Raw genomic sequence first — 22,643 nt, 5'->3', positions numbered from 1 at the left:
TCTATTTATGTCCCAGACTCGTTTTTGTTTATTGCTATGAAATTAATCCATTATTTTATAAGTTAGAGAGTACTGTAAGTGAAGTCATCTCATATCACTATATCATTTATTCACTTTCTGGTTGGTTCGTTGCTTGTGCTTCAGGCAATGTCAAGATTTGAATAGCATTTGGGATAACTTCAATTTCTAAAGGTGTTTTTAGATTAATTTCTCCATCAATATCCACCTTCATTTGTGGATCTGTTTCAATCGTTATTTTTTTTGCCGGTAAATGTTTAATGCCTTCTGTCATTTTGTTCCAATTCATGCTATCACGTTGTTTAAATACATCATTTAAAACACTTGAACTTTGTTCTTTGAAGATGAACGTATTTAAATAACCATCATTAGGTGATAAATCGGTTAATGGAATACGACTTCCACCTATAAAAGGTCCATTGGCTACGACGAGCATTGAAGTATTACCGTCTACGGTTTGATTATCAACTGAAATTTTATAATCAAAATGCTCTGGATTAAGTAACGTTTTAACTGTAGAACCTACATAACTTAACTTACCAAAGATATCTTTATTACCATTTTGTACATTTTCAGCATTTTGAACAATTAATCCAAGTCCAACAAAGTTGAGTGCATATTCATCATTTATCTTCATGACATCGTAAGGTCTTAATTCCGCATTCATCAGTTGTTGACTGGCCATTTTATGACGTGGATTAAGATTTAAAGTTTTTACAAAATCATTAAATGTGCCTCCTGGAATGATACCAATAGGAAGATTTAATTCACTCTTCATAATGCCATTAACTAACTCATTGACCGTACCATCGCCGCCTAAAATAAAGATAATATCAACATCATCACTGTAACGTTTATCTTTAATTTTTTGGCAGAAGGTAATAATATCTCCTTCATTTTCACTGAGTTGTATTGATAAATGTCTACAAAATGTAGTTAAGGATGTTGCGACATCTCCTAGACCTCTATAGATGTCTTTAATCCCGGTATGTTCATGGTAAAATAATACGCCATGTTTAAATTGTTTTTTAGTCAAGGTGCTCACCATATTTCTTTGATTTTAGATTTGTATCTATATCAGTGTACCCGTTTTTAGTTAAAAATATGTTTAATGTCGTATATATGTATGTAGGGATTCATGTATTAATCAAGTTTATCTGCGAATTGTATTTGAGTATGGTGATAAAAATTTCCATATATAGGGCCGCAAATCAGCCATTCAATAAAAAATATCTCTATATAAGTGTCACATAGAGGTGAAAAGGGGCTTTCTTACTTTAATCTATGTTGTATCAATGGTTGATACCTAGGATCATTGTATGAGTGAGAGATTTCAAGCTCGAGCCATAAACCATAGACCAATAAGGACATTCAAAATCGTAAATCTTTAAAAAAAGAGGACTCATCCATTTATGGAAGTCCTCTTTTTGAACATGGGTACGTATGACCCAGATGTTTTTAAAATGAAAATCATCAGAATAAATAGTTTTTTGAAATTGTAGAAACTATTTAATACCGCGCATGCCTTTGACAATTTTTGGTACGAAAGCAAGAATAACAAGGCTGACTACGATTGCAATACCACCTAAAAGTAGGAAGTAATTTTTATGGCCAAGCGGTTCAATCAATTTAACTAAGGTACCGTTAATTGCTTGCGCACATGCATTCGTTAATAACCATAAACTCATCATTTGTGTGTTAAATGCTTTTGGTGCTAATTTAACTGCTGCACTGTTACCTGTAGGAGATAAACATAATTCACCAATAACACAAATAATGTAGGAAAGAATAACCCAGTTAACACTTAAATTATTACCAGATGTGTGACCAATTAAACCAATCATAATGTAAGAAGCACCAGCTAGTGACGCACCGAGTACAAATTTAGTTGCTAAACTTGGTTGACGTCGTGCCATTTTTGCCCATATCAGTGAGATAACAGGTGCTAATAACACGATGAATAATGGGTTAATGGATTGGAATAGTGCTGGACCGAAATCTGTCTTCCAACCAAAGAGGTTTAATTTCATATCACTACTTTCAAAGGCAAATAGGTTAAGTACGTTGGCACCTTGTTCTTGAATAGACCAGAATACAACACCTAAAAGGAAAAGTGGTATAAATGAAATAACACGTGAGCGTTCATCATCAGTAACATCTTTACTACGAATCATAATTGTGAAATAGATAATTGGTAATGCTACACCAAGTATCAATACAGTTGTACTAACGATATTAAATGATAATGTACCAGTTAATGCTGTAATAACAAGCACTGCAGCAATAATTAAAATAGCCACGATAAATATCAATGCATATTTTTTCTTTTCGCTTTGGTTTAATGGATTCGTTGGTTTTGTACCTACATTACCGATATTTTTCTTGTTAAATATCATGTACCAAGCTAAACCAAGCGCCATACCTACAGCTGCAATTAAGAAACCAGCATGGAAATTACCAGTATTTACGAACTGATTTAGAATCAATGGTGAAATAAGTCCACCTAGATTGACAGACATATAGAAAATAACAAAGCCTGCATCAATACGTGTATCATTTTCTGGGTATAATCGACCAACGATATTAGAAATACTTGGTTTCATTAAACCAGATCCAACGATAATGAAGAACATTGAGATAAATAATCCGACAATATCTAATGGTAAACTTAAGAAAATATGCCCGATAATAATGAGTACACCACCATAGAAAGTAGCAGCACGTGTACCCGTAATTCTATCCGAAATCCAACCACCAAGTACCGATGTCATATATATTAGTGCACCGTAAACAGCCATAACTGACTGTGCGGTACCTTTATCCATACCTAGTCCGCCATCTTTTATAGCGAAATACATATAAAAGATAAGTAAAGCGCGCATACCATAGTAGCTAAATCTTTCCCAAAATTCTACAAAGAATAGCACCCCTAGTCCTTTAGGATGTCCAAAAAATCCTTTTTGAGGAATTGATTCTACTGCTGAGTCTTGCGCTATGTATTTGTCTTGCATAAAACATTCCCGTCCTTTCTTACTCCCAATAAAAATATATAAAAAAAATTTTACGCTTTATTAAATTAAATTGCAATAATATTCTCAAAATAAGAATATTGAGAATATTCTGTTATTTTATGCAATCAATTTTATACCATTTAATTTCCTCATTTAAATGATGATAATTAGATGTAATTATAAAATGAATAATATATAGCTTGCTTTGCATCAGTAATGAATGTGAAGAGGGGTATGTTTGTACTCAATGTCCTTATAATAAAAAAACTATTAGGAAATAAAAAAACTGCTCACCCAGCTTTATAAGCTTGGATGAGCAATATTAATTCATTTAAAATCATAAGTTGATTTTAAATAGTAATATGAACGATTAGTATACGCCTTTCATGGCACGTTTTACTTTAGGTGAAATGATTAATAGAAGTATACCGATAACGACTGCAAATAAACCTGAATACATAAAATAGTCACTTTGATTTATTTTTGTATAGACAACAACAAGTTGTGCGTTAAGTCCTTGTGCAGTAGCATTACTTAACATCCACAAACTCATCATACGTGCTGTAAATGTCACAGGTGCTAATTTAGTCGTTGTAGACAAACCAACAGGTGATATACAAAGTTCACCAATTGTAATTAATAAGAAACTGAGTACAAGCCATAATGGATTTATTAATTCAACGCCTGTAGCTAAAGGAATAATCATAACTAAGTAAGACAAACCAGCAACGATTACACCGATAGCAAATTTATAAACGGTAGGTGGATTGTGTTTACCTAATTTCATCCAAAGTGTTGCAAATATTGGTGCAAGTACCACGATAAAGATTGGGTTGAGTGACTGTGCCCAAGCTGATGGTATTGAAAAGTCAATTAAACCATTTGTAAGCACTGACATTTCTAATTGTGTCTTTTTATCTGCGAATGTTGCTAAAATCGTTGAGCCTTGTTCTTGAATCATCCAAAAGGCAACAGATGTGATATATAAAGGTATGTAACTGTAAACACGTGAACGTTCATCTTTCGTTACATCTTTACTCGCAATCATATTAATAAAGATGTAAATCGGTAATACGATACCTAAAATAGTAATTAAGAAACTGAAATTTTCTAAAGTTAAAGCATTATTTAATTGCAGGATAAGTAAGTAAATTAAGAATAATAGAATGATACCACCAGATATCAAACCGAATTTTTTAAGTTCAGGCTTAGTTAGTGGATTAGGAACATTACGACCAGCTAATCCTAAGTTTTTCTTACGTTTAATTGCGTAAACGACTAAACCACAGAACATGCCAATTGCAGCAGCTAAGAAGCCAGCATGGAAACTAATTCTAGTTTGTAAGTAACCCGTTAATAACGGTGCAGTCAAACTACCTAAGTTAATACCCATGTAAAATAATGTGAATGCAGCATCACGACGGACATCGTTACGATCATATAATTCACCAACGGTCGTTGAGATATTTGGTTTTAATAAACCGGTACCAGCAATAATGACTGCGAGTGCTACCATGACTAACGTTAAGTTATTTGGTAGTGAAAGTAAGATATGACCTATCATAATCAAGAAGCCACCATAAAAGACGGCATTCTGGGTGCCGGTAATCCTGTCGGCAATCCAACCACCGATGACACCTGACATGTAGATTAATGTACCGTAGATAGCAACAATTTGCATTGCAACTGCTTGACTTAGACCGAAACCACCCTCAGCAACACTATAGTAAAGATAGTATATGAGTATCGCTTTCATCCCATAGTAACTGAACCTCTCCCAAAATTCAGTGAAGAATAATGTACTTAGTCCTTTTGGATGGCCGAAGAAACCGGTTCTTGGAGTACTTTCCATAATTTCTTCGTGTGTATAATTAATTTTTTTCATAATTTCCCTCCCCCTAAATGGTTGGATTTATTTTATAATGTTTTTACAAAAATAACAAGTGTATATATCAATAGCGCAAAATTAAGTTTGGAATCAATTTAATAAAAAATGAAATAATATAAAAATAAACTACCTGCAAGATACTTTAAGATCTTGTGGGTAGTTATTATAATGAAGAAATCTTAACGATTATCTATTTTTTCAGGATAAAGATCATGATTCATTAAACGATGTTCTGCCATTTTTTCATATTTAGAATCTGGACGGCCATAATTGGTATATGGATCAATTGAGATGCCACCACGTGGTGTGAACTTGCCCCAAACTTCAATATAATGAGGGTCCATGAGTTCGATTAAATCATTCATTATGATGTTCATGCAGTCTTCGTGGAAATCACCGTGATTTCTAAAACTAAATAAATAAAGTTTTAAAGATTTTGATTCAACCATTTTGATATTTGGAATATAAGAAATATAAATTGTAGCGAAATCTGGTTGACCAGTAATAGGGCAGAGTGATGTGAACTCAGGGCAATTGAATTTAACAAAATAATCGCGTCCCTGATGCTTATTATCAAACGACTCTAAAACGTCAGGTCTATAATCAAAATCGTATTTGTTATTTTGATTACCGAGTAATGTAATATCTTCTAATTCTTCTTTATTACGTCCTTCTGTCATGGTAAAGCACTCCTTATGTTTTTGGTTTTTGTTCTTCTTTTTGAATTGATAGCGGTTGGCGTCTTGCTTTTTCAAACATGTAGTAGCTTGAAGCTATGATAATGACATAACCCAAGATTGCATAGAAATCTGGTGATTCTCCGAATAATATAAAACCGAAGAATGCAGTAAATATAATCGATGCATAAGTGAATATCGAAATGTCTTTAGCTGGAGCGTAACTATAGGCTAGTGTAATACCAATTTGACCAGCAGCTGCTGCGAGCCCAGCTCCAATTAAATAAATGACCTGCATCATACTCATTGGTTCGAATGTGAAAATCGTAAATGGAATCAATACTACAATAGAAAAGAATGAAAAATAAAATACAATTGTATAGGGTGCTTCGCGAGTGCTCAATGCACGTACACACGTATATGCACTTGCAGCAAAAATACCAGAGAATAAACCGCCAATAGCAGGAATCATAGAGGATGAGAATTCTGGTTTAACCACGAATAACATACCGAATATTGCAATGACCATCGCTATAATTTGATAGTTACGAACTTTTTCATTTAGAAATATCAAACTCAGCAAAATAGTCCAAAAAGGATTGAGTTTCATTAGCGTATCAGCGTCACTTAATATCATATGGTCTATGGCATAGATATTTAATAAAACACCGATTAGACCTAAAGTCGAACGTGAAATTAAAAGTGGCTGACTGCTAAGTTTACCAAACAGGGGTTGCTTATATTTATAAATGAAATATAAAGGGATAAACATAGCTACTAAATTTCGAGCGAGTGACTTTTGAAACACCGGCAAATCACCAGCTAATCTGAAGAAAACAGACATAAAGCTAAAGCCAATTGCTGAAACTAGGATAGCAATGATCCCTTTAACTTTAGGATTCATATGTATCGCCTCGATTATTTTAATTTTTAACGTATTCATATTAGCATAATTATATAGATTATGTATATATGCTTGAAAGTAAAAGGGAAATGAGGTAACATGAAAACACGAACAAATGTTCTGTATTGATTCAATGAAATTCAAGACATATTTCAAAGTATTTTATTGCTTAGATAATTTCAATTGTGAGCAATTTAGTATTAGATGATAAGCTGAGTGACGCTATATCAATAGTTACAAGGTTTTAGAAAAAAGCAACTAAAATAGCTTTAAATTCCGAAAAAAATTTTTTATAAATAGAAAAGTACGAGTTAACGTTGAATTGGTGCCATTTCTGTTTCGAATTCAAACTTTTGTCAAAAACAAAGCCCTTTAAATAACTTTCTGAGTTATGTATAATGAAACACATAATATAGTATTTGTGACCAAGAAAAAACACAATATATTGTGTTTTGGGACGTAGTCAATTTATTTATAATAAATCAAATTTTAAGTAAAATCACACTATTTTGGACGTTTAATCATGACAAATCAAGCATTAATGCTTAATTATTGAGTTTTTACATAATCACATATAGTTAAAAGAAATCACTATATATTGTGGTTACCCAATATGTGCGCTACGGTTACTTATAATACATTTAAAATATAAATACGATGAAAGTACTATTTAATAACGTCAAAGTGAACTTAATAACATACTAGTATTAGAAAGAAGGTGATCCAATGAAGGTTGTTTATTTTTCATTCTCTGGTAATGTACGTAGATTTATTAAAAAAGCAGAAATTACTAACACTATGGAAATTACTCAAAATAATTGTACTGAGAAGATTGAAGAACCATTCATCTTGGTCACTGGAACGATAGGTTTTGGAGAAGTACCACAACCAGTTCAGTCATTTTTAGATATAAATCATGATTTACTAAGAGGCGTTGCAGCTAGTGGAAACCGCAATTGGGGACAAAACTTTGCGAAAGCTGGACGATCTATCTCGGAAAAATATCAAGTTCCTTTACTAATGAAATTTGAAGTTCAAGGTACACAAAATGATATTAGCGAATTTAAAGATAAGGTGGGACAGTTCAATGAAGATTATGGACGAGAAGAAATACAATCATATTGAGTTAAATAACGAAGTAACAAAACGTAAAGATAATGGCTTTTTTAATTTAGAAAAAGATCAAGAGGCGCTTGAAGTTTATTTAGAAGAAATTCAGGATAAAACAATTTATTTCGACACTGAAATTGAGCGTTTGCGCTATCTCGTTGATAATGACTTTTATTTTGATTTGTTTGCAAAATATTCAGAAGCTGATCTACAAGAAATTACAGATTATGCTAAAAGTATTCCGTTTGAATTTGCAAGTTACATGTCAGCAAGTAAATTCTTTAAAGATTACGCACTTAAAACAAACGGTAAAAGTCAATATCTAGAAGATTATAAGCAACACGTAGCGATTGTTGCACTTTATTTAGCTAATGGCCATAAAGCGACTGCCAAACAATTTATTTCAGCAATGGTGGAACAACGATATCAACCAGCGACACCAACATTCTTAAATGCTGGCCGTGCACGTCGTGGAGAATTAGTATCTTGTTTCTTGCTAGAAGCGGATGATAGTTTAAACTCTATTAATTTTATTGATTCGACTGCAAAGCAATTAAGTAAAATTGGCGGCGGTGTAGCCATTAATCTTTCTAAACTACGTGCGCGTGGAGAAGCAATCAAAGGAATTAAAGGTGTAGCGAAAGGCGTGCTACCTGTTGCAAAATCTCTTGAAGGTGGCTTTAGTTATGCAGATCAATTAGGTCAAAGACCTGGTGCAGGTGCTGTTTATTTAAATATTTTCCATTATGATGTGGAAGAGTTTTTAGATACGAAAAAAGTGAACGCCGATGAAGATTTACGTTTATCAACGATTTCAACTGGTTTAATTGTGCCATCTAAATTCTTTGATTTAGCAAAAGAAGGAAAAGATTTCCATATGTTTGCACCGCATACCATTTATAAAGAATACGGTTTAACGTTAGATGACATTAATTTAGATGAATACTATGATGAACTTGTTGCAAATCCTAATATTGATAAAAAGAAAAAAGATGCACGTGAAATGTTAAATACGATTGCACAAACACAATTGCAATCTGGTTATCCTTATTTAATGTTCAAAGATAATGCAAATAAGGTACATGCTAACTCAGACATTGGCCAAATTAAAATGAGTAATTTATGTACTGAAATTTTCCAATTACAAGAAACGTCTATCATTAACGATTACGGTACAGAAGATGAAATTAAACGTGACATTTCATGTAATCTAGGTTCTTTAAACATCGTTAATGTTATGGAATCAGGTAAGTTTAAAGATTCAGTTCATACAGGTATGGATGCATTGACAGTAGTGAGTGATGAAGCAGATATTCAAAATGCGCCAGGCGTTAGGAAAGCCAATAGAGAGTTACATTCTGTAGGTTTAGGTGTAATGAATTTACACGGTTATCTAGCTAAAAATAAAATTGGTTATGAATCAGAAGAAGCTAAAGACTTTGCCAATATCTTCTTTATGATGTTGAATTATTATTCTATAGAACGTTCTATGGAAATCGCTAAAGAAAGACAAGAAGTATACAAAGATTTTGAACAATCAGACTATGCTAATGGTAAGTATTTTGAATTTTACACTTCACAAACATTTGAACCTAAATATGAAAAAGTACGCAAATTATTTGATGGTTTAGAAATTCCGACACCAGAAGATTGGAAAGCACTGCAAGAGCAAGTGGAAACAAACGGTCTTTTCCATGCATATCGCTTAGCGATTGCACCGACACAAAGTATTTCATATGTCCAAAATGCTACGAGTTCTGTAATGCCAATCGTTGATCAAATCGAACGTCGTACGTATGGTAATGCGGAAACATTCTATCCAATGCCATTCCTATCACCAGAAACAATGTGGTATTACAAGTCAGCATTTAATACGGATCAAATGAAATTAATTGATTTAATCTCAACGATTCAAACACATATTGACCAGGGCATCTCTACAATTCTTTATGTTAATTCTGAAATTTCTACGCGTGAATTATCAAGATTATATGTATATGCGCATCATAAAGGTCTAAAATCTTTATACTATACACGTAATAAATTATTAAGTGTAGAAGAGTGTACAAGTTGTTCAATTTAATAAATGAAATGTAAACGTGCAAAGTGAACAGCGGTGTTATGAGGCAGCCTTATCCAATGGTTAGATTAGGCTGCATATCACTGCTTAATTAAAAATATTTACTGGATAGGGGACAATAACTAAATGAAAGCAGTCAATTGGAATACGCAAGAAGACATGACGAATATGTTTTGGCGACAAAATATTTCACAGATGTGGGTAGAAACTGAATTTAAAGTATCTAAAGATATTGCAAGCTGGAAAACATTAACAGATCCTGAAAAAGAGGCTTTTAAAAAAGCATTAGCTGGTTTAACAGGATTAGATACACATCAAGCTGACGATGGCATGCCATTGATTATGTTACATACTACGGATTTAAGAAAAAAAGCCGTTTATTCATTTATGGCAATGATGGAACAAATCCATGCTAAAAGTTATTCACATATCTTTACAACGTTACTACCTTCCAGTGAAACAAACTATTTATTAGATAAATGGGTTATTGAAGAACCACATTTAAAATACAAATCAGATAAAATTATCAATAATTATCATAAATTATGGGGTAAAGAGGCTTCAATTTATGATCAATATATCGCACGAGTATCAAGTGTGTTCTTAGAAACATTTTTATTCTATTCAGGTTTCTATTATCCGCTTTATCTTGCTGGGCAAGGTAAAATGACGACTTCTGGAGAAATCATTCGTAAAATCTTATTAGATGAATCTATTCATGGTGTATTTACTGGTATGGATGCTCAAAGTTTACGTAATGAACTTTCAGAAAGTGAAAAGCTGCAAGCAGATCAAGAAATGTATAAATTATTAGATGATTTATATAAAAATGAGGTAGCTTATACGCATTCACTTTATGATGATATTGGTTTAGCTGAAGATGTATTAAACTATGTGAGATACAATGGTAACAAAGCATTATCTAATTTAGGATTTGATCCGTACTTTGAAGAACGTGAATTCAATCCAATTATTGAAAATGCTTTAGATACAACGACTAAAAACCATGACTTCTTTTCAGTTAAAGGTGATGGTTATACATTAGCGTTAAATGTAGAAGCATTAAAAGATGAAGACTTCGTTTTTGACGAGTAGAAGCACTATTAATTATAAAAATGTCATGATGAAAGTACAATTTTAAGCAAGTATTAGTCAACCGTATATAATAAGTAAAAAGCCGAGACATTATGTCTCGGCTTTTTTACTTATGGATAAAATAAACAGGCATGATATTTAAATAGAGATATACATTATATAAAGTCCATTAGAGTAAAATTACATAAAAATGAACAATTAAAATAAGAAAGTGTGTTTTTCAAGGTGTGATATTAAATATAACGCTATACATATATAGATTGTATTTAAATACTTTTGTTTAAATTGCTCAAGGCTATTGAATTTACCATTAAAAATGGTAAAATTTTATTATAGGTATTGATAATGATTATCATAACCAATGTAGTTTGAGCATCGCATTTTATAGTGGAAGGGTTAGAGGTAGGTCATTTATGAAATTTTTATTAAATGGTATTGTCTTAGCTATTATATTACTGGTACTTACAATCCTTTCTTTATTTATAGGCGTAAGCAAGGTATCAATTACAGACATTTTCCATCTTACAGAATCACAGATGAATATTATTGTTTCAAGTAGAATTCCGAGAACGGTTAGTATCATCATATCGGGTAGTACATTAGCGCTAGCTGGTTTAATTATGCAACAAATGATGCAGAATAAATTTGTCAGTCCTACTACTGCTGGAACGATGGAATGGGCGAAACTAGGTATTTTATTATCAATGATTTTCTTTCCACAGGAGAATATCATTATAAAGTTAATTTTTGCAGTAGTTTTAAGTATTGCAGGTACTTTCCTTTTCGTTAAATTAGTACAATATATTCGTTTTACAGACGTCATTTTCATACCACTATTAGGCATCATGTTAGGTGGTATCGTATCAAGTTTTGCAACATTTATCGCGTTGAGAACCAATACAGTACAAAGTATAGGAAACTGGTTAAATGGTAACTTCGCCATTATTACAAGCGGTAGATATGAGATTTTATACTTAAGCATTCCTTTATTAATACTTACATATATATTCGCCAATCATTTTACTATTGCTGGTATGGGGAAAGATTTTAGTAATAACTTAGGAGTCAATTATGAAAAAATAATTAATATAGGATTGTTTATCACGGCTACGATTACAGCACTGGTTGTTGTAACTGTAGGCACGTTACCATTCTTAGGGCTTATTGTTCCTAATATTGTCTCAATTTTTAGGGGAGACCATCTGAAAAATGCATTGCCGCATACAGCGATGCTAGGTTCTATATTTGTAATGTTTTCTGATATTTTTGGCAGAATCATTGTATATCCATATGAAATTAATATCGGTTTAACGATTGGGGTCTTTGGCACTGTTATTTTCATAATCTTGTTAATGAAAGGACGACATAATTATGCAAATTAGTGCTAAGTCTAAATTATTTACGTTAATAGCAATTACTGTGGTTATCGCGGGATTGTATCTCATTATAGGTATTGATTTCGAAATATTCCAATATCAATTTACAAGTCGTTTGCGTAAATTGATCCTCATGATTTTAGTAGGTGGTGCCATTGCTGCGTCTGTCGTTATTTTCCAAGCGATTACCACGAACAGACTTTTAACACCATCTATTATGGGGTTGGACGCTGTATATATGTTTGTAAAAGTATTGATTGTTTTTGTATTCGGAGTACAATCCGTATTTGTTACAAATCTATACATTAGCTTCCTTATATCACTCATAGTTATGATTGGTTTTTCATTATTATTATTTCAAGGCATTTTTAGAATCGGAAATGTTTCAGTCTATTTAATATTACTTGTTGGTATTATTTTAGGCACATTCTTTAGAAGTATCACAGGCTTTTTAGAATTAATTATCAATCCAGAAGATTTTTTAGCTGTACAAAGTGCAATGTTTGCTAATTTTGATGCGTCAAATACGAAATTGGTCACTTTATGTGGTGTGATACTTATCATTTTAATTATGATTACTGTATACGCAATACCTTATTTAGACGTGTTGCTACTAGGTCGAGATCAAGCTATCAATTTAGGGATTTCTTATCAGACATTAACACGTATTTTATTAATTCTAGTTGCAATTTTGGTGTCTATTTCAACGGCATTAGTTGGACCAATTACATTTTTAGGGTTACTGACAGTAAACTTGGCTCATGAATTAATGAAAACGTATCAACACAAATATATTTTACCGGCAACCATTTGTATAAGTTGGATAAGTTTGTTTTTAGCGCAAGCAATTGTAGAGAATTTCTTTGAAGCAACAACGCAAGTTAGTATCATCATTGATTTAGTAGGTGGCAGTTACTTCATTTATTTATTAATTAAAAGGAGACATGCGAATTGATACGAGTACAAGGGCTTAATAAAACGATACAAGATAAAGTGATTTTGCAAGATATTGATGTAGAGATACGCAAGGGACGACTTACATCGATGATAGGGCCTAACGGTGCAGGTAAAAGTACGCTATTGTCTGCTATTACACGATTAATTGACTTTGAAGAAGGTACCATCGATATAGAAGGCAAAGCGATTACAGATTATAAAAGTAATGACTTGGCTAAAAAACTATCAATTTTAAAACAATCTAATCATACAGAATTGAATATAACGGTTGAAGAATTGGTGAAATTTGGACGTTTTCCTCATTCCAAAGGGCGTTTGAAGCAAGAAGATAGAGATCAAGTTGAGTATGCACTCGAGTTATTACATCTTACTGAAATTAGAGGTCGTTATTTAAAAACACTTTCTGGTGGACAGCGTCAACGTGCTTATGTAGCAATGACTATTGCTCAAGATACGGATTATATTTTACTTGATGAACCGTTAAATAATTTGGACATGAAACATTCAGTTCAAATTATGCAAACTTTGAGAAGATTAGCCAAAGAGTTGGATAAGACGATTGTAGTCGTTATTCATGATATTAATTTTGCCTCTTGCTATTCAGACGATATTATTGCTTTGAAAGATGGCCAACTTGTTAAGGCAAGTACGAAAAATGAAGTCATCCAAACAGATATTTTAAAAGAATTATATGATATGGATGTCAAAATTGAAGAGATTCGTGGACAACGTATTTGTATTTATTACGATGAAGTGACCGAAGTGCCGGAATTATCATTTGCACAGTCGATGTAAGATGATGCGTGGACTTTGAAGGGAGTGATGCAACCGTAACGTTGTTAAACTTTTAGGGACATAGAAGGTAGTACATATTAAAAATTCAGGAGGAGTTAAGCACATGAAAAAGTTAGGGTTATTATTAGTAGTTGGGTTAATGTTTTTATTAGTAGCATGTAGTAATGGCGGATCAGAAGATAAAAAATCTTCAGACACTGATTCGAAGAGTAAAGATTCAAATGAAACTGTAAAAATTGAAAATAATTATAAAGCAAATGGTGAAAAGCGTGATGGTAGTGATGCCAAGACTGTTAAAGAAACAGTTGAAGTGCCTAAAAACCCTGAAAAGGCAGTTGTTTTAGATTATGGTGCATTAGACACAATGAAAGAACTTGGTCTTGAAGATAAAGTTAAAGCGCTTCCTAAAGGTGAAGGTAACAAGTCATTACCTGATTTCTTAAGTGATTTCAAAGATGATAAGTATTTAAATACTGGTAGTCTTAAAGAAGTTAATTTCGATAAAATTGCAGAAGCTAAACCAGACGTAATATACATATCTGGACGTACAGCAAATCAAAAAAATCTAGATGAATTTAAAAAAGCAGCACCTGATGCAAAAGTTGTTTATGTTGGTGCAGACGATAAAGATGAATTGAATTCATTGAAGAAAAATGCAGAAAATCTAGGAAAAATTTATGATAAAGAAGATAAAGCTAAATCATTAAATAAAGAATTAGATGATAAAATTGCTAGTATGAAAGAAAAAACAAAAGATCTAAAAAATGATAAAGCATTATTCTTATTAGTTAATGAAGGTGAATTATCAACATTTGGTTCTGGTGAACGTTTCGGTTCAATGATTTTCGATACAATGGGCTTCACTCCTGCAGATGATAACATTAAAGATAGCCAACATGGTCAAAACGTAACAAATGAATATATTGCTGAGAAAGATCCAAGTATTATTTTCGCAATGGACCGTGGTCAAGCAGTAAGTGATAACGCTACAGCTAAAAAAGCATTAGGTAATGACGTTATTAAAGATGTTAAAGCAATCAAAGACAATAAAGTGTATGAATTAGATCCAAAACTTTGGTATTTTGCTAGTGGATCAACAACAACAGCGATAAAACAAATCGATGAAGTTGAAAAAGCGATGGAAAAATAAAAAAGCATTAAAATGTGGGGATATTGATTGAAAAAAGCGTCTGGAATTTATTCCAGGCGCTTTTTTGTTGAAAAGAAAATAAGTTAAAACGTTAAATTATTCATCACTATCATACTAATGTTATAATATTTTTATCATCATACTTTCGAGTAAATATATAAATGCTAGATAGAGCGTTTTAAAGAAATAGTAGGGGGACAAAGTACATGATATTAGATAATGTAAATCCAAATGATTTATTTCCAACTGAGAAAAAAGGACCAACTGTTCTAGGCACAATAGAGTATTCAGTACAAGGTTCGACTGAATTTGAGGGTGCTTTTATAGCTACAAATGAGAGAATCATTTTAAATGTTGATATGAACGGTGAATTTTATTATAGAAGTATTGCATATAATGAAGTTGAAAAAATTGAATATGATGGAGAAAAAATTAATTTCACTTTTAACATTGGGCCTATGCCTATGAAAAATATTCAAAAAGGTGACGTTGCTACATTTGTACAATATGTTAGTGATAAAATTGACCAATAGTTCACTGGGAATATGAGATACAAACAAATAAAGAAATAACAAAAAGCGTAGATGCACACCATGGCATCTACGCTTTTTAATATGACAAAATTAAGTTTTATATCGTTTCTTTATTAAATTTCAAAGTATAAATGATAATGATACTTACAGCGATTATTAAAATGGGCATCGCATTTTGGACAAGCTTCTATCATCATGTAGTCATTAATTGTCATTTCATGATTACAGACACCACATAAAATAGCTTTTTCGTGAAATTCATTTGCTTGCCATCGCTGAATCTTATGTGATTCATGTTCATTGTGGCATTTATAACAAGGATAGTATTTATTACAACATTTAAACTTAATGGCAATAATATCTAAAGGTGTTTGATAATGTGTACAGCGTGACTCATTATCTACAGTGGATCCATATACTTTTACCATAGTGATTTCTCCTATTGTTCATTGAGTGGGTGTTCTCCGATAATTCTAACTTCAGGGTGCAGCTCAACATCAAATTTTTCTTGTACTATTTTTTGAACGTAATGAATTAAATCTTCATAATCTGTTGCCGTTCCTTTATCTACGTTAACCATAAAGCCAGCATGTTTTGTTGAAACTTCAACGCCACCAATGCGATGACCTTGCAAATGAGCATCTTGAATCAACTTGCCAGCGAAATGACCAGGCGGACGTTGGAATACACTACCACATGAAGGATACTCTAGTGGTTGTTTTGATTCTCTTCTTTCTGTTAAATCATCCATAGAAGCTTGTATTTCTTGTTGATCGCCAGGTGCTAAGGTAAAGGCAGCTTCTAATACAACGAGATGTTCTTTCTGAACAATACTATTACGATAGTCCAACTCAAGTTCTTTATTGGTTAACGTGATTAATTCACCTTTGTTATTAACGCAAAGTGCATAATCAATACAGTCTTTTACTTCACCGCCATAAGCACCAGCATTCATAAATACAGCGCCACCGATGGAACCGGGTATGCCGCATGCGAATTCAAGACCAGTTAAGCCATGGTCTCTTGCAGCACGTGAAACATCGATGATTGCAGCGCCACTACCTGAAATGATAGCATCGTCGGACACATCAATGTAATCAAGTGAAAGTAAACTAATCACAATACCGCGAATACCACCTTCACGAATAATAATATTAGACCCATTACCTAAATACGTCACAGGTATATCATGTGTGTAAGCATAATGCACAATGGCTTGCACATGTTCGTTGTGGGTTGGGGAAAGATAATAATCGGCTTTACCCCCTGTTTGAGTGTATGTATATTTTTTTAGAGGTTCATCAATTTTAATAATTTCTTCTGGGACAATTGCTTTTAATTCTTTTAAGATGTCATCCTTATGCAACTATAGAACATCCTTTCCTGTTGAATTCATTTATTCATTATACCAATGATTTGGAGTCTTTGCTAAATACTATGGTAATTAATTTTGTTAAATTATTAATACAATGATCATCGTGTGTTTAATATTGATGTGTGGCTATATTTCATAATCCATATTTAAGTTAATTTACTGTGTGAGAGAATGAATCAAATAATTGTTGTTTCTTGTTTTCATATGCACGTATAGATCGAACTTCATTAGCTAACATCAATTTCTTAGAACCAAATCGTGTAGCGGTGTGTTGATCATGAGACAATTGATGATGCGTTTGAATATACGCTTTGTATAGGTTAGAATCTTTTTGAATAATATGTAAACGTGCTATTTGTTTTAAATCTATTAAATTATTAAATTGTGCCATAATTACTTTTTTCTTATATGAATGGTGTAAACGATAAAAACCTTCATAATTCAAACGTTTTTCATCTAAAGCGGTGATATCATGTAAATTATCTACGCCTACTAATATATCTAAAATGGGTTCAGTAACGTAATTGAAATGTGATGTTCCACCGATATGAAGTGTAGTTTTAACAGGTGTGTCGAGCAGGTTAAAAAGCATTTTTTTCAAATTTTGATATTGGTCTGCAAAATAATTATCTTTGTCCTCAGAAATAAATGCTTGGATGTTTGAATTCATATAGGTTGTTCACTCCTTTCTTTATTGTGATATAACTGTTAAACTGTAAATTCTGAAATAATATATCACATATTATTTTCAAGTTAAATAAGTTTCTGTATAATACTGAATGATAAGGAGTGCAGAAATGAAAAAATTACTTTGCATTGCTTTGTTGTTTGGCTTTGTGATAACCCTTGGTGCATGCGGTAATGAAGGTGCTAACGAATTCAAAGATTTTGATAGCTCACTGAATGATGTGAAAAATAAGGAAAAAGAACTTAATCATGTCATGGATGACATTTCATTGAAGCAATTAGATGATTTAAGTAAAACAGATACGACTGATAAGGATAAAAAAGCATTTAATGACTTGCAAAATAACATTAATCGCAAATTAATCCCTAAGTTAGAGGAATATGAGACAGCAGCTAAAAAATTACCGGCAGAATCTGAAGAAACGAAAAACTTAAAATCTACCTACTTAAAGTCAGTCAAAGATAAGAAAGCAGCTATTAACGATTTGAAAGTATTTGTTGATTTATGCAATCAAGCAATTAAAGCAAATGAAGATATTTTAGAATATACGAAGTTATTTGAGAAAAGTAGATCTCAAGTTGAAGCGCACATGCAAGACGCAAATGATGCAGGCGCACGCACAGATGTTAATAATTTCAAACATAAATTAGAAGAAAACAACAAAGAATTGAGACATACAGCAGAAAAAGAGTTGGATTCAACAGATTCAGCTAAAGTTAAGCAATCGATTGAAAAAGACATCATGCCTTTAATTAATAAACAAATTAAAGATTTAAACAAAGCTGAAATTACGAATAACTATGTAAATAGTGCGCGTAAAAATGCGATTGAAATGTATTACAGCTTGCAAAATTATTATGAAACACGTGTAGAAACAATTGATATTAGTGATGAGTTATCAAAAATAGATCATAAAACTTTACCTAAAGAAAGTGAAGATTTAGAAAAATATGATGCCGTATTTGATAAACAATATAACAATGTAAAAGAAGACTATAATTAACAAAGAAATTTGTATTGTTATAAAAATTTAAATAAACGGTTAACAACAAAAAGAGTATTGTGTATAATTGGAAACAATGATATGAGTATATCCTGGAGATTTCACACTTTTTGAAACAATTTGGGTGTGTTAAATATTTTTAGAGGTGAATAGAATGGCTATAAAGCTGAGTTCGATTGACCAGTTTGAGCAAATTATAAAAGAAAATAATTATGTATTTGTATTGAAGCACAGTGAAACGTGCCCAATTTCAGCAAATGCAATGGATCAATTTAATAAATTCTTATATGAACGTGATATGGATGGTTATTATTTAATTGTGCAACAAGAAAGAGACTTATCGAATTATATAGAAGAAAAAACAAATGTAAAACATGAATCGCCACAAGCATTTTATTTTGTTAAGGGACAGGCGATTTGGAATGCGAGTCACAGTGATATTAACGTTACGACTTTAGCTAACGCTGAAGAGTAAAACATAACAGAATATGCAAAAAAACGCTTGTTAACCGCTTCTCTAAATGAAAGTGATTAGCAAGCGTTTCTTATAATGTGAAAAATGTTCATCTGACATGTATAATAAATAGTTGAATATGAAATATAGACTACTACTTTATTGGGAATGACTATATGTGGCTACTTATAGATACAGGTAGTGAGGTTAGGATAGCTAACACATGCTATAAATAGACTTCGCAGACGATGGCCAACATATTTATCTGTTGCCTACTTCATTAACCAAGACCACAAATTTTTGTGGTTCAATCTGGTTGAAAATGACTTTATAATAGTTTATGTTTCATTATACAAAAATACAAAAATGAATTGATAAAATACTTGAGGTGACAATATGAAAGTTTTAGTGGCGATGGATGAATTTAATGGAATTATTTCGAGTTATCAAGCAAACCGCTATGTGGAAGAAGCGGTAGCAAGCCAAATTGAGAAAGCAGATATCGTTCAAGTGCCATTGTTTAACGGACGCCATGAATTAATGGATTCTGTCTTTTTATGGCAATCAGGAACCAAATATAGAGTGCCTACACATGATGCTGATATGAATGAAGTAGAAGCCATTTACGGTATTACAGATAGTGGTATGACTGTGATTGAAGGTAATTTATTTTTAAGTGGTCAAAAACCGATAAATGAGCGCACGAGTTTTGGTATGGGTGAAATCATTGCTGATGCACTTGAAAATGATGCAGACCATATTGTTATATCATTAGGCGGTATCGCAAGTTTTGATGGTGGTGCAGGCATGTTACAGGCCTTAGGTGCTAAATTTTATGATGATGAAGCTCAAGAAGTTGATATGCGTGAAGGTAGTCGTATGTTGAAGTACATTCGAAAAATAGATACTTCTGCATTAAACTCAAAATTAAAAGATGTTCGTTTTCAAGTAATGTCAGATTTTGATAGTAAATTATATGGTAAACATAGTGAGATTATGCAAACCTATGAAACTTATGGTTTAAGTAGAGAAAATGCAGCAGAAATTGATAATTTAATTTGGTATTTAAGTGAAATATTTAAAAGCGAACTCAAACTCGCGCTTGGACCGATTCAAAGAGGTGGTGCAGGAGGCGGTATTGCTGCAGTGCTAAAAGCGCTTTTTGATGCAGAAATTATGACAAGTCATGCATTAGTTGACCAAATAACACATTTAGATTCATTGATTAAACAGGCGGATTTAATTATTTTTGGAGAAGGTGTCAATGAAGAAGACCAAATATTAGAAACTACAACTGTTCGCCTTGCAGAGTTAGCTACGAAATATGACAAACCATCGATTGCAATTTGTGCAACACCAGATAAATTTGATTTATTTGAATCAATGGGTGTTACATCAATGTTTAATACATTTATTGAAATGCCTGAAAGTTTTACTGATTTTAAAATGGGGATTCAAATTAGACATTATACAGTTCAGGCAATTAAATTACTGAAAACACAATTCAGTACAAATTAAACGTAAAGTGAAACAAGCATATCTTATTTTAAGTCGTATAAACTACCATTTATAGCAATTTAATCAGGAACTAATACTTAGATTAGTTGCATAATGGGGCGTATACTGACAGGATGTATATTTTAGATATGTGGCCATGTTCAAAGTAATAAAAATAGAGCTAATCCATATCGGATTAGCTCTATTTTTTGTATTTGTGTCATAGGCGCTACATGTTTAAAAGTAAAAACAACTACTTTTAGTATTACTTACTTATCGTAAGTATTTACAACTTCTTCAGCTATACCGACTACAACTTGTACTGCTTTTTCCATGACATCAATAGACGCGTATTCGAATGGTCCATGGAAATTGTCACAACCTGTGAAAATGTTTGGTGTAGGTAGTCCCATATATGAAAGTTGAGAACCATCAGTACCACCGCGTATTGGTGCGGTATTTGCTGGAATGCCTAATTTTTCGAAAACACGTTTAGGTATATCAATCACGTGTGGGTTAGGTTCGATTTTTTCACCCATATTGTAATATTGGTCATTAATTTCTACTTCAATAGGTTCATCTTCGAAATGTGAGTTAATATCATTTTTTATTTCGACGAGACGTTTTTTACGTAATTCAAATTCGTTTCTATCATGATCACGAATAATATATTGTAAGGTTGTTTTTTCAACATCGCCATTTATTTTCATTAAATGATAAAATCCTTCATAACCTTCCGTTCTTTCTGGAACTTCATTTTGTGGTAATAAAGCATTAAATTGCTGACCTAATAATACAGCGTTTATCATAGCATCTTTCGCTGATCCAGGATGAACGTTCACGCCATGGCATGTCACGATCGCTTCTGCAGCATTAAAGCTTTCATACTGTAATTCTCCGTACTCACTACCATCCATCGTGTATGCGAAATCAGCATTAAAACGTTCTACATCAAATTCATGTGGACCTCTTCCAATTTCTTCATCGGGCGTAAAGGCTACGCGAATTTTACCGTGTTTAATTTCAGGATGTGAAGTTAAGTATTTTAAAGCTTCCATAATTTCAACTACACCGGCTTTATCGTCAGCACCTAACAAAGAAGTACCATCTGTAATCATTAATGTATGACCTTCAACGTTTTTCATAGCAGGGAATACATCTTGGCTTAATGTACGGTTCGTCTTACCTAATTGAATCGGTGTCCCATCATAGTTGTCAATAATTTGAGGATTTACATGAGACGCGTTGAAGTCAGGTGAAGTATCAATATGTGCCAAAAATCCGACAGTAGGTAAATCGATGTCTACATTACTGTCTAAAGTAGCAAATAAGTAACCTTGTTCGTCAATATCTGTTTCTAATCCCAAATCAGTCAATTCATCGTTTAATAAATTTAATAAATCCCATTGTTTCTCAGTTGAAGGCGTCGTTGTAGATTCTGGATTGGATTGTGTGTCGATTGTTACATATCTTGTAAGTCGATCAATTATGTCTTGTTTCATTTAAAAACACCCCTTAAGCTCTATTATTTATATTATAAGATTTTTTATATGTTTTGCCTTTCATTTTACCATAATGCTGTTTAACACGTGTATAGATATAATAAATGATTTCAGCACATAATATACCGAATGCAATAGCTCCAGAGATTAACGTGACCTCAAGGAAGGTATTCACCGCATGCGTATACTGATTACTTACAAGAAAACGTGTGGCTTCGTAAGCTAAACCACCAGGTACAAGAGGTATAATTCCTGGAACGATAAAGATAATAACAGGACGTTTATAACGTCTACTCATGACATGACTCATAATTGCTAAAATAAAACTACCTAAAAATGACGCTAACACTTTACCTAAATCAGCATCAAAGGATAATTTATAAATAATCCATCCCATGGCACCAACAAAACCACAGGCTAAAAGGAGGCGTCTAGGTGCATTAAAAAGAATAGAAAATAACATTGATGCGAAAAAGCTAATCATAAACTGTAAAAAGTAATAAACAATGAACATTATCAGCACTCCTTTT

The 22,643-nt window shown here is 32.5% G+C and carries 21 protein-coding genes; 11 read left to right on the top strand and 10 right to left on the bottom strand.

What is annotated here, in order from left to right:
• Window positions 1-106 precede the first annotated feature (106 nt).
• The 5 genes from SSP_RS09985 to SSP_RS09965 all read right to left on the bottom strand — a co-directional run bounded on the left by SSP_RS09985 (window position 107) and on the right by SSP_RS09965 (window position 6,498).
• Window positions 107-1,066 carry a diacylglycerol/lipid kinase family protein gene (locus SSP_RS09985; protein WP_041784836.1) on the bottom strand — a complete coding sequence of 320 codons (960 nt, stop codon included), beginning with the start codon at window positions 1,064-1,066 and terminating at the stop codon, window positions 107-109.
• 457 nt (window positions 1,067-1,523) lie between these two features.
• Window positions 1,524-3,029: a peptide MFS transporter gene (locus SSP_RS09980; RefSeq protein WP_011303651.1), complete on the bottom strand. Its 1,506-nt coding sequence runs from the start codon at window positions 3,027-3,029 to the stop codon at window positions 1,524-1,526.
• A 370-nt stretch (window positions 3,030-3,399) separates the two neighbouring features.
• On the bottom strand, window positions 3,400-4,914 hold the full coding sequence (locus SSP_RS09975; RefSeq protein WP_011303650.1) for a peptide MFS transporter: 1,515 nt from the start codon (window positions 4,912-4,914) through the stop codon (window positions 3,400-3,402).
• Window positions 4,915-5,096: 182 nt separating this feature from the next.
• Window positions 5,097-5,597: a preQ(1) synthase gene (queF, locus tag SSP_RS09970; RefSeq protein WP_002483932.1), complete on the bottom strand. Its 501-nt coding sequence runs from the start codon at window positions 5,595-5,597 to the stop codon at window positions 5,097-5,099.
• A 13-nt stretch (window positions 5,598-5,610) separates the two neighbouring features.
• The gene (locus SSP_RS09965) at window positions 5,611-6,498 is read right to left on the bottom strand and encodes a DMT family transporter (RefSeq protein WP_011303649.1); all 888 of its coding nucleotides are present in this window, start codon (window positions 6,496-6,498) and stop codon (window positions 5,611-5,613) included.
• A gap of 726 nt (window positions 6,499-7,224) precedes the next feature.
• Here SSP_RS09965 and nrdI point away from each other — a divergent pair.
• The 8 genes from nrdI (at window position 7,225) to SSP_RS09925 (ending at window position 15,594) form a co-directional block, all read left to right on the top strand.
• Window positions 7,225-7,623, top strand: coding sequence for a class Ib ribonucleoside-diphosphate reductase assembly flavoprotein NrdI (gene nrdI / locus SSP_RS09960; RefSeq protein ID WP_002483930.1), 399 nt, complete (start codon window positions 7,225-7,227; stop codon window positions 7,621-7,623).
• On the top strand, window positions 7,586-9,691 hold the full coding sequence (nrdE, locus tag SSP_RS09955; RefSeq protein ID WP_011303648.1) for a class 1b ribonucleoside-diphosphate reductase subunit alpha: 2,106 nt from the start codon (window positions 7,586-7,588) through the stop codon (window positions 9,689-9,691). Before nrdI ends, nrdE begins: the two co-directional genes overlap by 38 nt.
• 123 nt (window positions 9,692-9,814) lie before the next feature.
• Window positions 9,815-10,783: a class 1b ribonucleoside-diphosphate reductase subunit beta gene (gene nrdF, locus SSP_RS09950; RefSeq protein WP_002483928.1), complete on the top strand. Its 969-nt coding sequence runs from the start codon at window positions 9,815-9,817 to the stop codon at window positions 10,781-10,783.
• A 413-nt stretch (window positions 10,784-11,196) separates the two neighbouring features.
• Window positions 11,197-12,165: an ABC transporter permease gene (locus tag SSP_RS09945; RefSeq protein WP_011303647.1), complete on the top strand. Its 969-nt coding sequence runs from the start codon at window positions 11,197-11,199 to the stop codon at window positions 12,163-12,165.
• Entirely contained in the window at window positions 12,155-13,114 is a 960-nt protein-coding gene (locus tag SSP_RS09940; RefSeq protein ID WP_011303646.1) for an iron chelate uptake ABC transporter family permease subunit, read from the top strand. The genes SSP_RS09945 and SSP_RS09940 overlap by 11 nt, the downstream gene beginning before the upstream one ends.
• Window positions 13,111-13,911 carry an iron ABC transporter ATP-binding protein gene (locus SSP_RS09935; protein ID WP_011303645.1) on the top strand — a complete coding sequence of 267 codons (801 nt, stop codon included), beginning with the start codon at window positions 13,111-13,113 and terminating at the stop codon, window positions 13,909-13,911. Before SSP_RS09940 ends, SSP_RS09935 begins: the two co-directional genes overlap by 4 nt.
• A gap of 103 nt (window positions 13,912-14,014) precedes the next feature.
• A complete protein-coding gene (locus SSP_RS09930; protein ID WP_011303644.1) occupies window positions 14,015-15,061 on the top strand; it encodes a ferrated catecholamine ABC transporter substrate-binding lipoprotein SstD in 1,047 nt (348 codons plus the stop codon).
• A 206-nt stretch (window positions 15,062-15,267) separates the two neighbouring features.
• A complete protein-coding gene (locus SSP_RS09925; protein ID WP_002483922.1) occupies window positions 15,268-15,594 on the top strand; it encodes a PH domain-containing protein in 327 nt (108 codons plus the stop codon).
• A gap of 113 nt (window positions 15,595-15,707) precedes the next feature.
• Here SSP_RS09925 and SSP_RS09920 read toward each other — a convergent pair whose 3' ends face one another.
• The 3 genes from SSP_RS09920 to SSP_RS09910 form a co-directional block, all read right to left on the bottom strand.
• Window positions 15,708-16,022, bottom strand: coding sequence for a CHY zinc finger protein (locus SSP_RS09920; RefSeq protein WP_011303643.1), 315 nt, complete (start codon window positions 16,020-16,022; stop codon window positions 15,708-15,710).
• Between the two features lie 11 nt (window positions 16,023-16,033).
• Complete coding sequence (murB, locus tag SSP_RS09915; RefSeq protein ID WP_002483921.1) at window positions 16,034-16,960, bottom strand: UDP-N-acetylmuramate dehydrogenase; 927 nt, start codon at window positions 16,958-16,960, stop codon at window positions 16,034-16,036.
• Between the two features lie 160 nt (window positions 16,961-17,120).
• Window positions 17,121-17,639, bottom strand: coding sequence for a GrpB family protein (locus tag SSP_RS09910; protein ID WP_011303642.1), 519 nt, complete (start codon window positions 17,637-17,639; stop codon window positions 17,121-17,123).
• Window positions 17,640-17,766: 127 nt separating this feature from the next.
• Between SSP_RS09910 and SSP_RS09905 the strand changes: the two genes are divergently transcribed.
• The 3 genes from SSP_RS09905 (at window position 17,767) to SSP_RS09895 (ending at window position 20,632) form a co-directional block, all read left to right on the top strand.
• Window positions 17,767-18,660, top strand: a complete 894-nt coding sequence (locus SSP_RS09905) for an EMYY motif lipoprotein (protein ID WP_011303641.1) — start codon at window positions 17,767-17,769, stop codon at window positions 18,658-18,660.
• A 154-nt stretch (window positions 18,661-18,814) separates the two neighbouring features.
• Complete coding sequence (gene ytxJ, locus SSP_RS09900) at window positions 18,815-19,135, top strand: bacillithiol system redox-active protein YtxJ (RefSeq protein ID WP_011303640.1); 321 nt, start codon at window positions 18,815-18,817, stop codon at window positions 19,133-19,135.
• 375 nt (window positions 19,136-19,510) lie between these two features.
• Window positions 19,511-20,632 carry a glycerate kinase gene (locus SSP_RS09895; RefSeq protein WP_002483917.1) on the top strand — a complete coding sequence of 374 codons (1,122 nt, stop codon included), beginning with the start codon at window positions 19,511-19,513 and terminating at the stop codon, window positions 20,630-20,632.
• A gap of 248 nt (window positions 20,633-20,880) precedes the next feature.
• On the opposite strand, the gene pepT is transcribed toward SSP_RS09895, so the two are convergent.
• Both pepT and SSP_RS09885 read right to left on the bottom strand, forming a co-directional pair.
• Window positions 20,881-22,113: a peptidase T gene (pepT, locus tag SSP_RS09890; RefSeq protein ID WP_011303639.1), complete on the bottom strand. Its 1,233-nt coding sequence runs from the start codon at window positions 22,111-22,113 to the stop codon at window positions 20,881-20,883.
• 13 nt (window positions 22,114-22,126) lie between these two features.
• Entirely contained in the window at window positions 22,127-22,627 is a 501-nt protein-coding gene (locus SSP_RS09885; protein WP_011303638.1) for a threonine/serine exporter family protein, read from the bottom strand.
• Window positions 22,628-22,643: the final 16 nt, after the last annotated feature.

It is taken from the genome of Staphylococcus saprophyticus subsp. saprophyticus ATCC 15305 = NCTC 7292, from assembly GCF_000010125.1.
GTDB lineage: Bacteria > Bacillota > Bacilli > Staphylococcales > Staphylococcaceae > Staphylococcus > Staphylococcus saprophyticus.
This window is presented reverse-complemented; position numbering and strand designations above follow the sequence as displayed.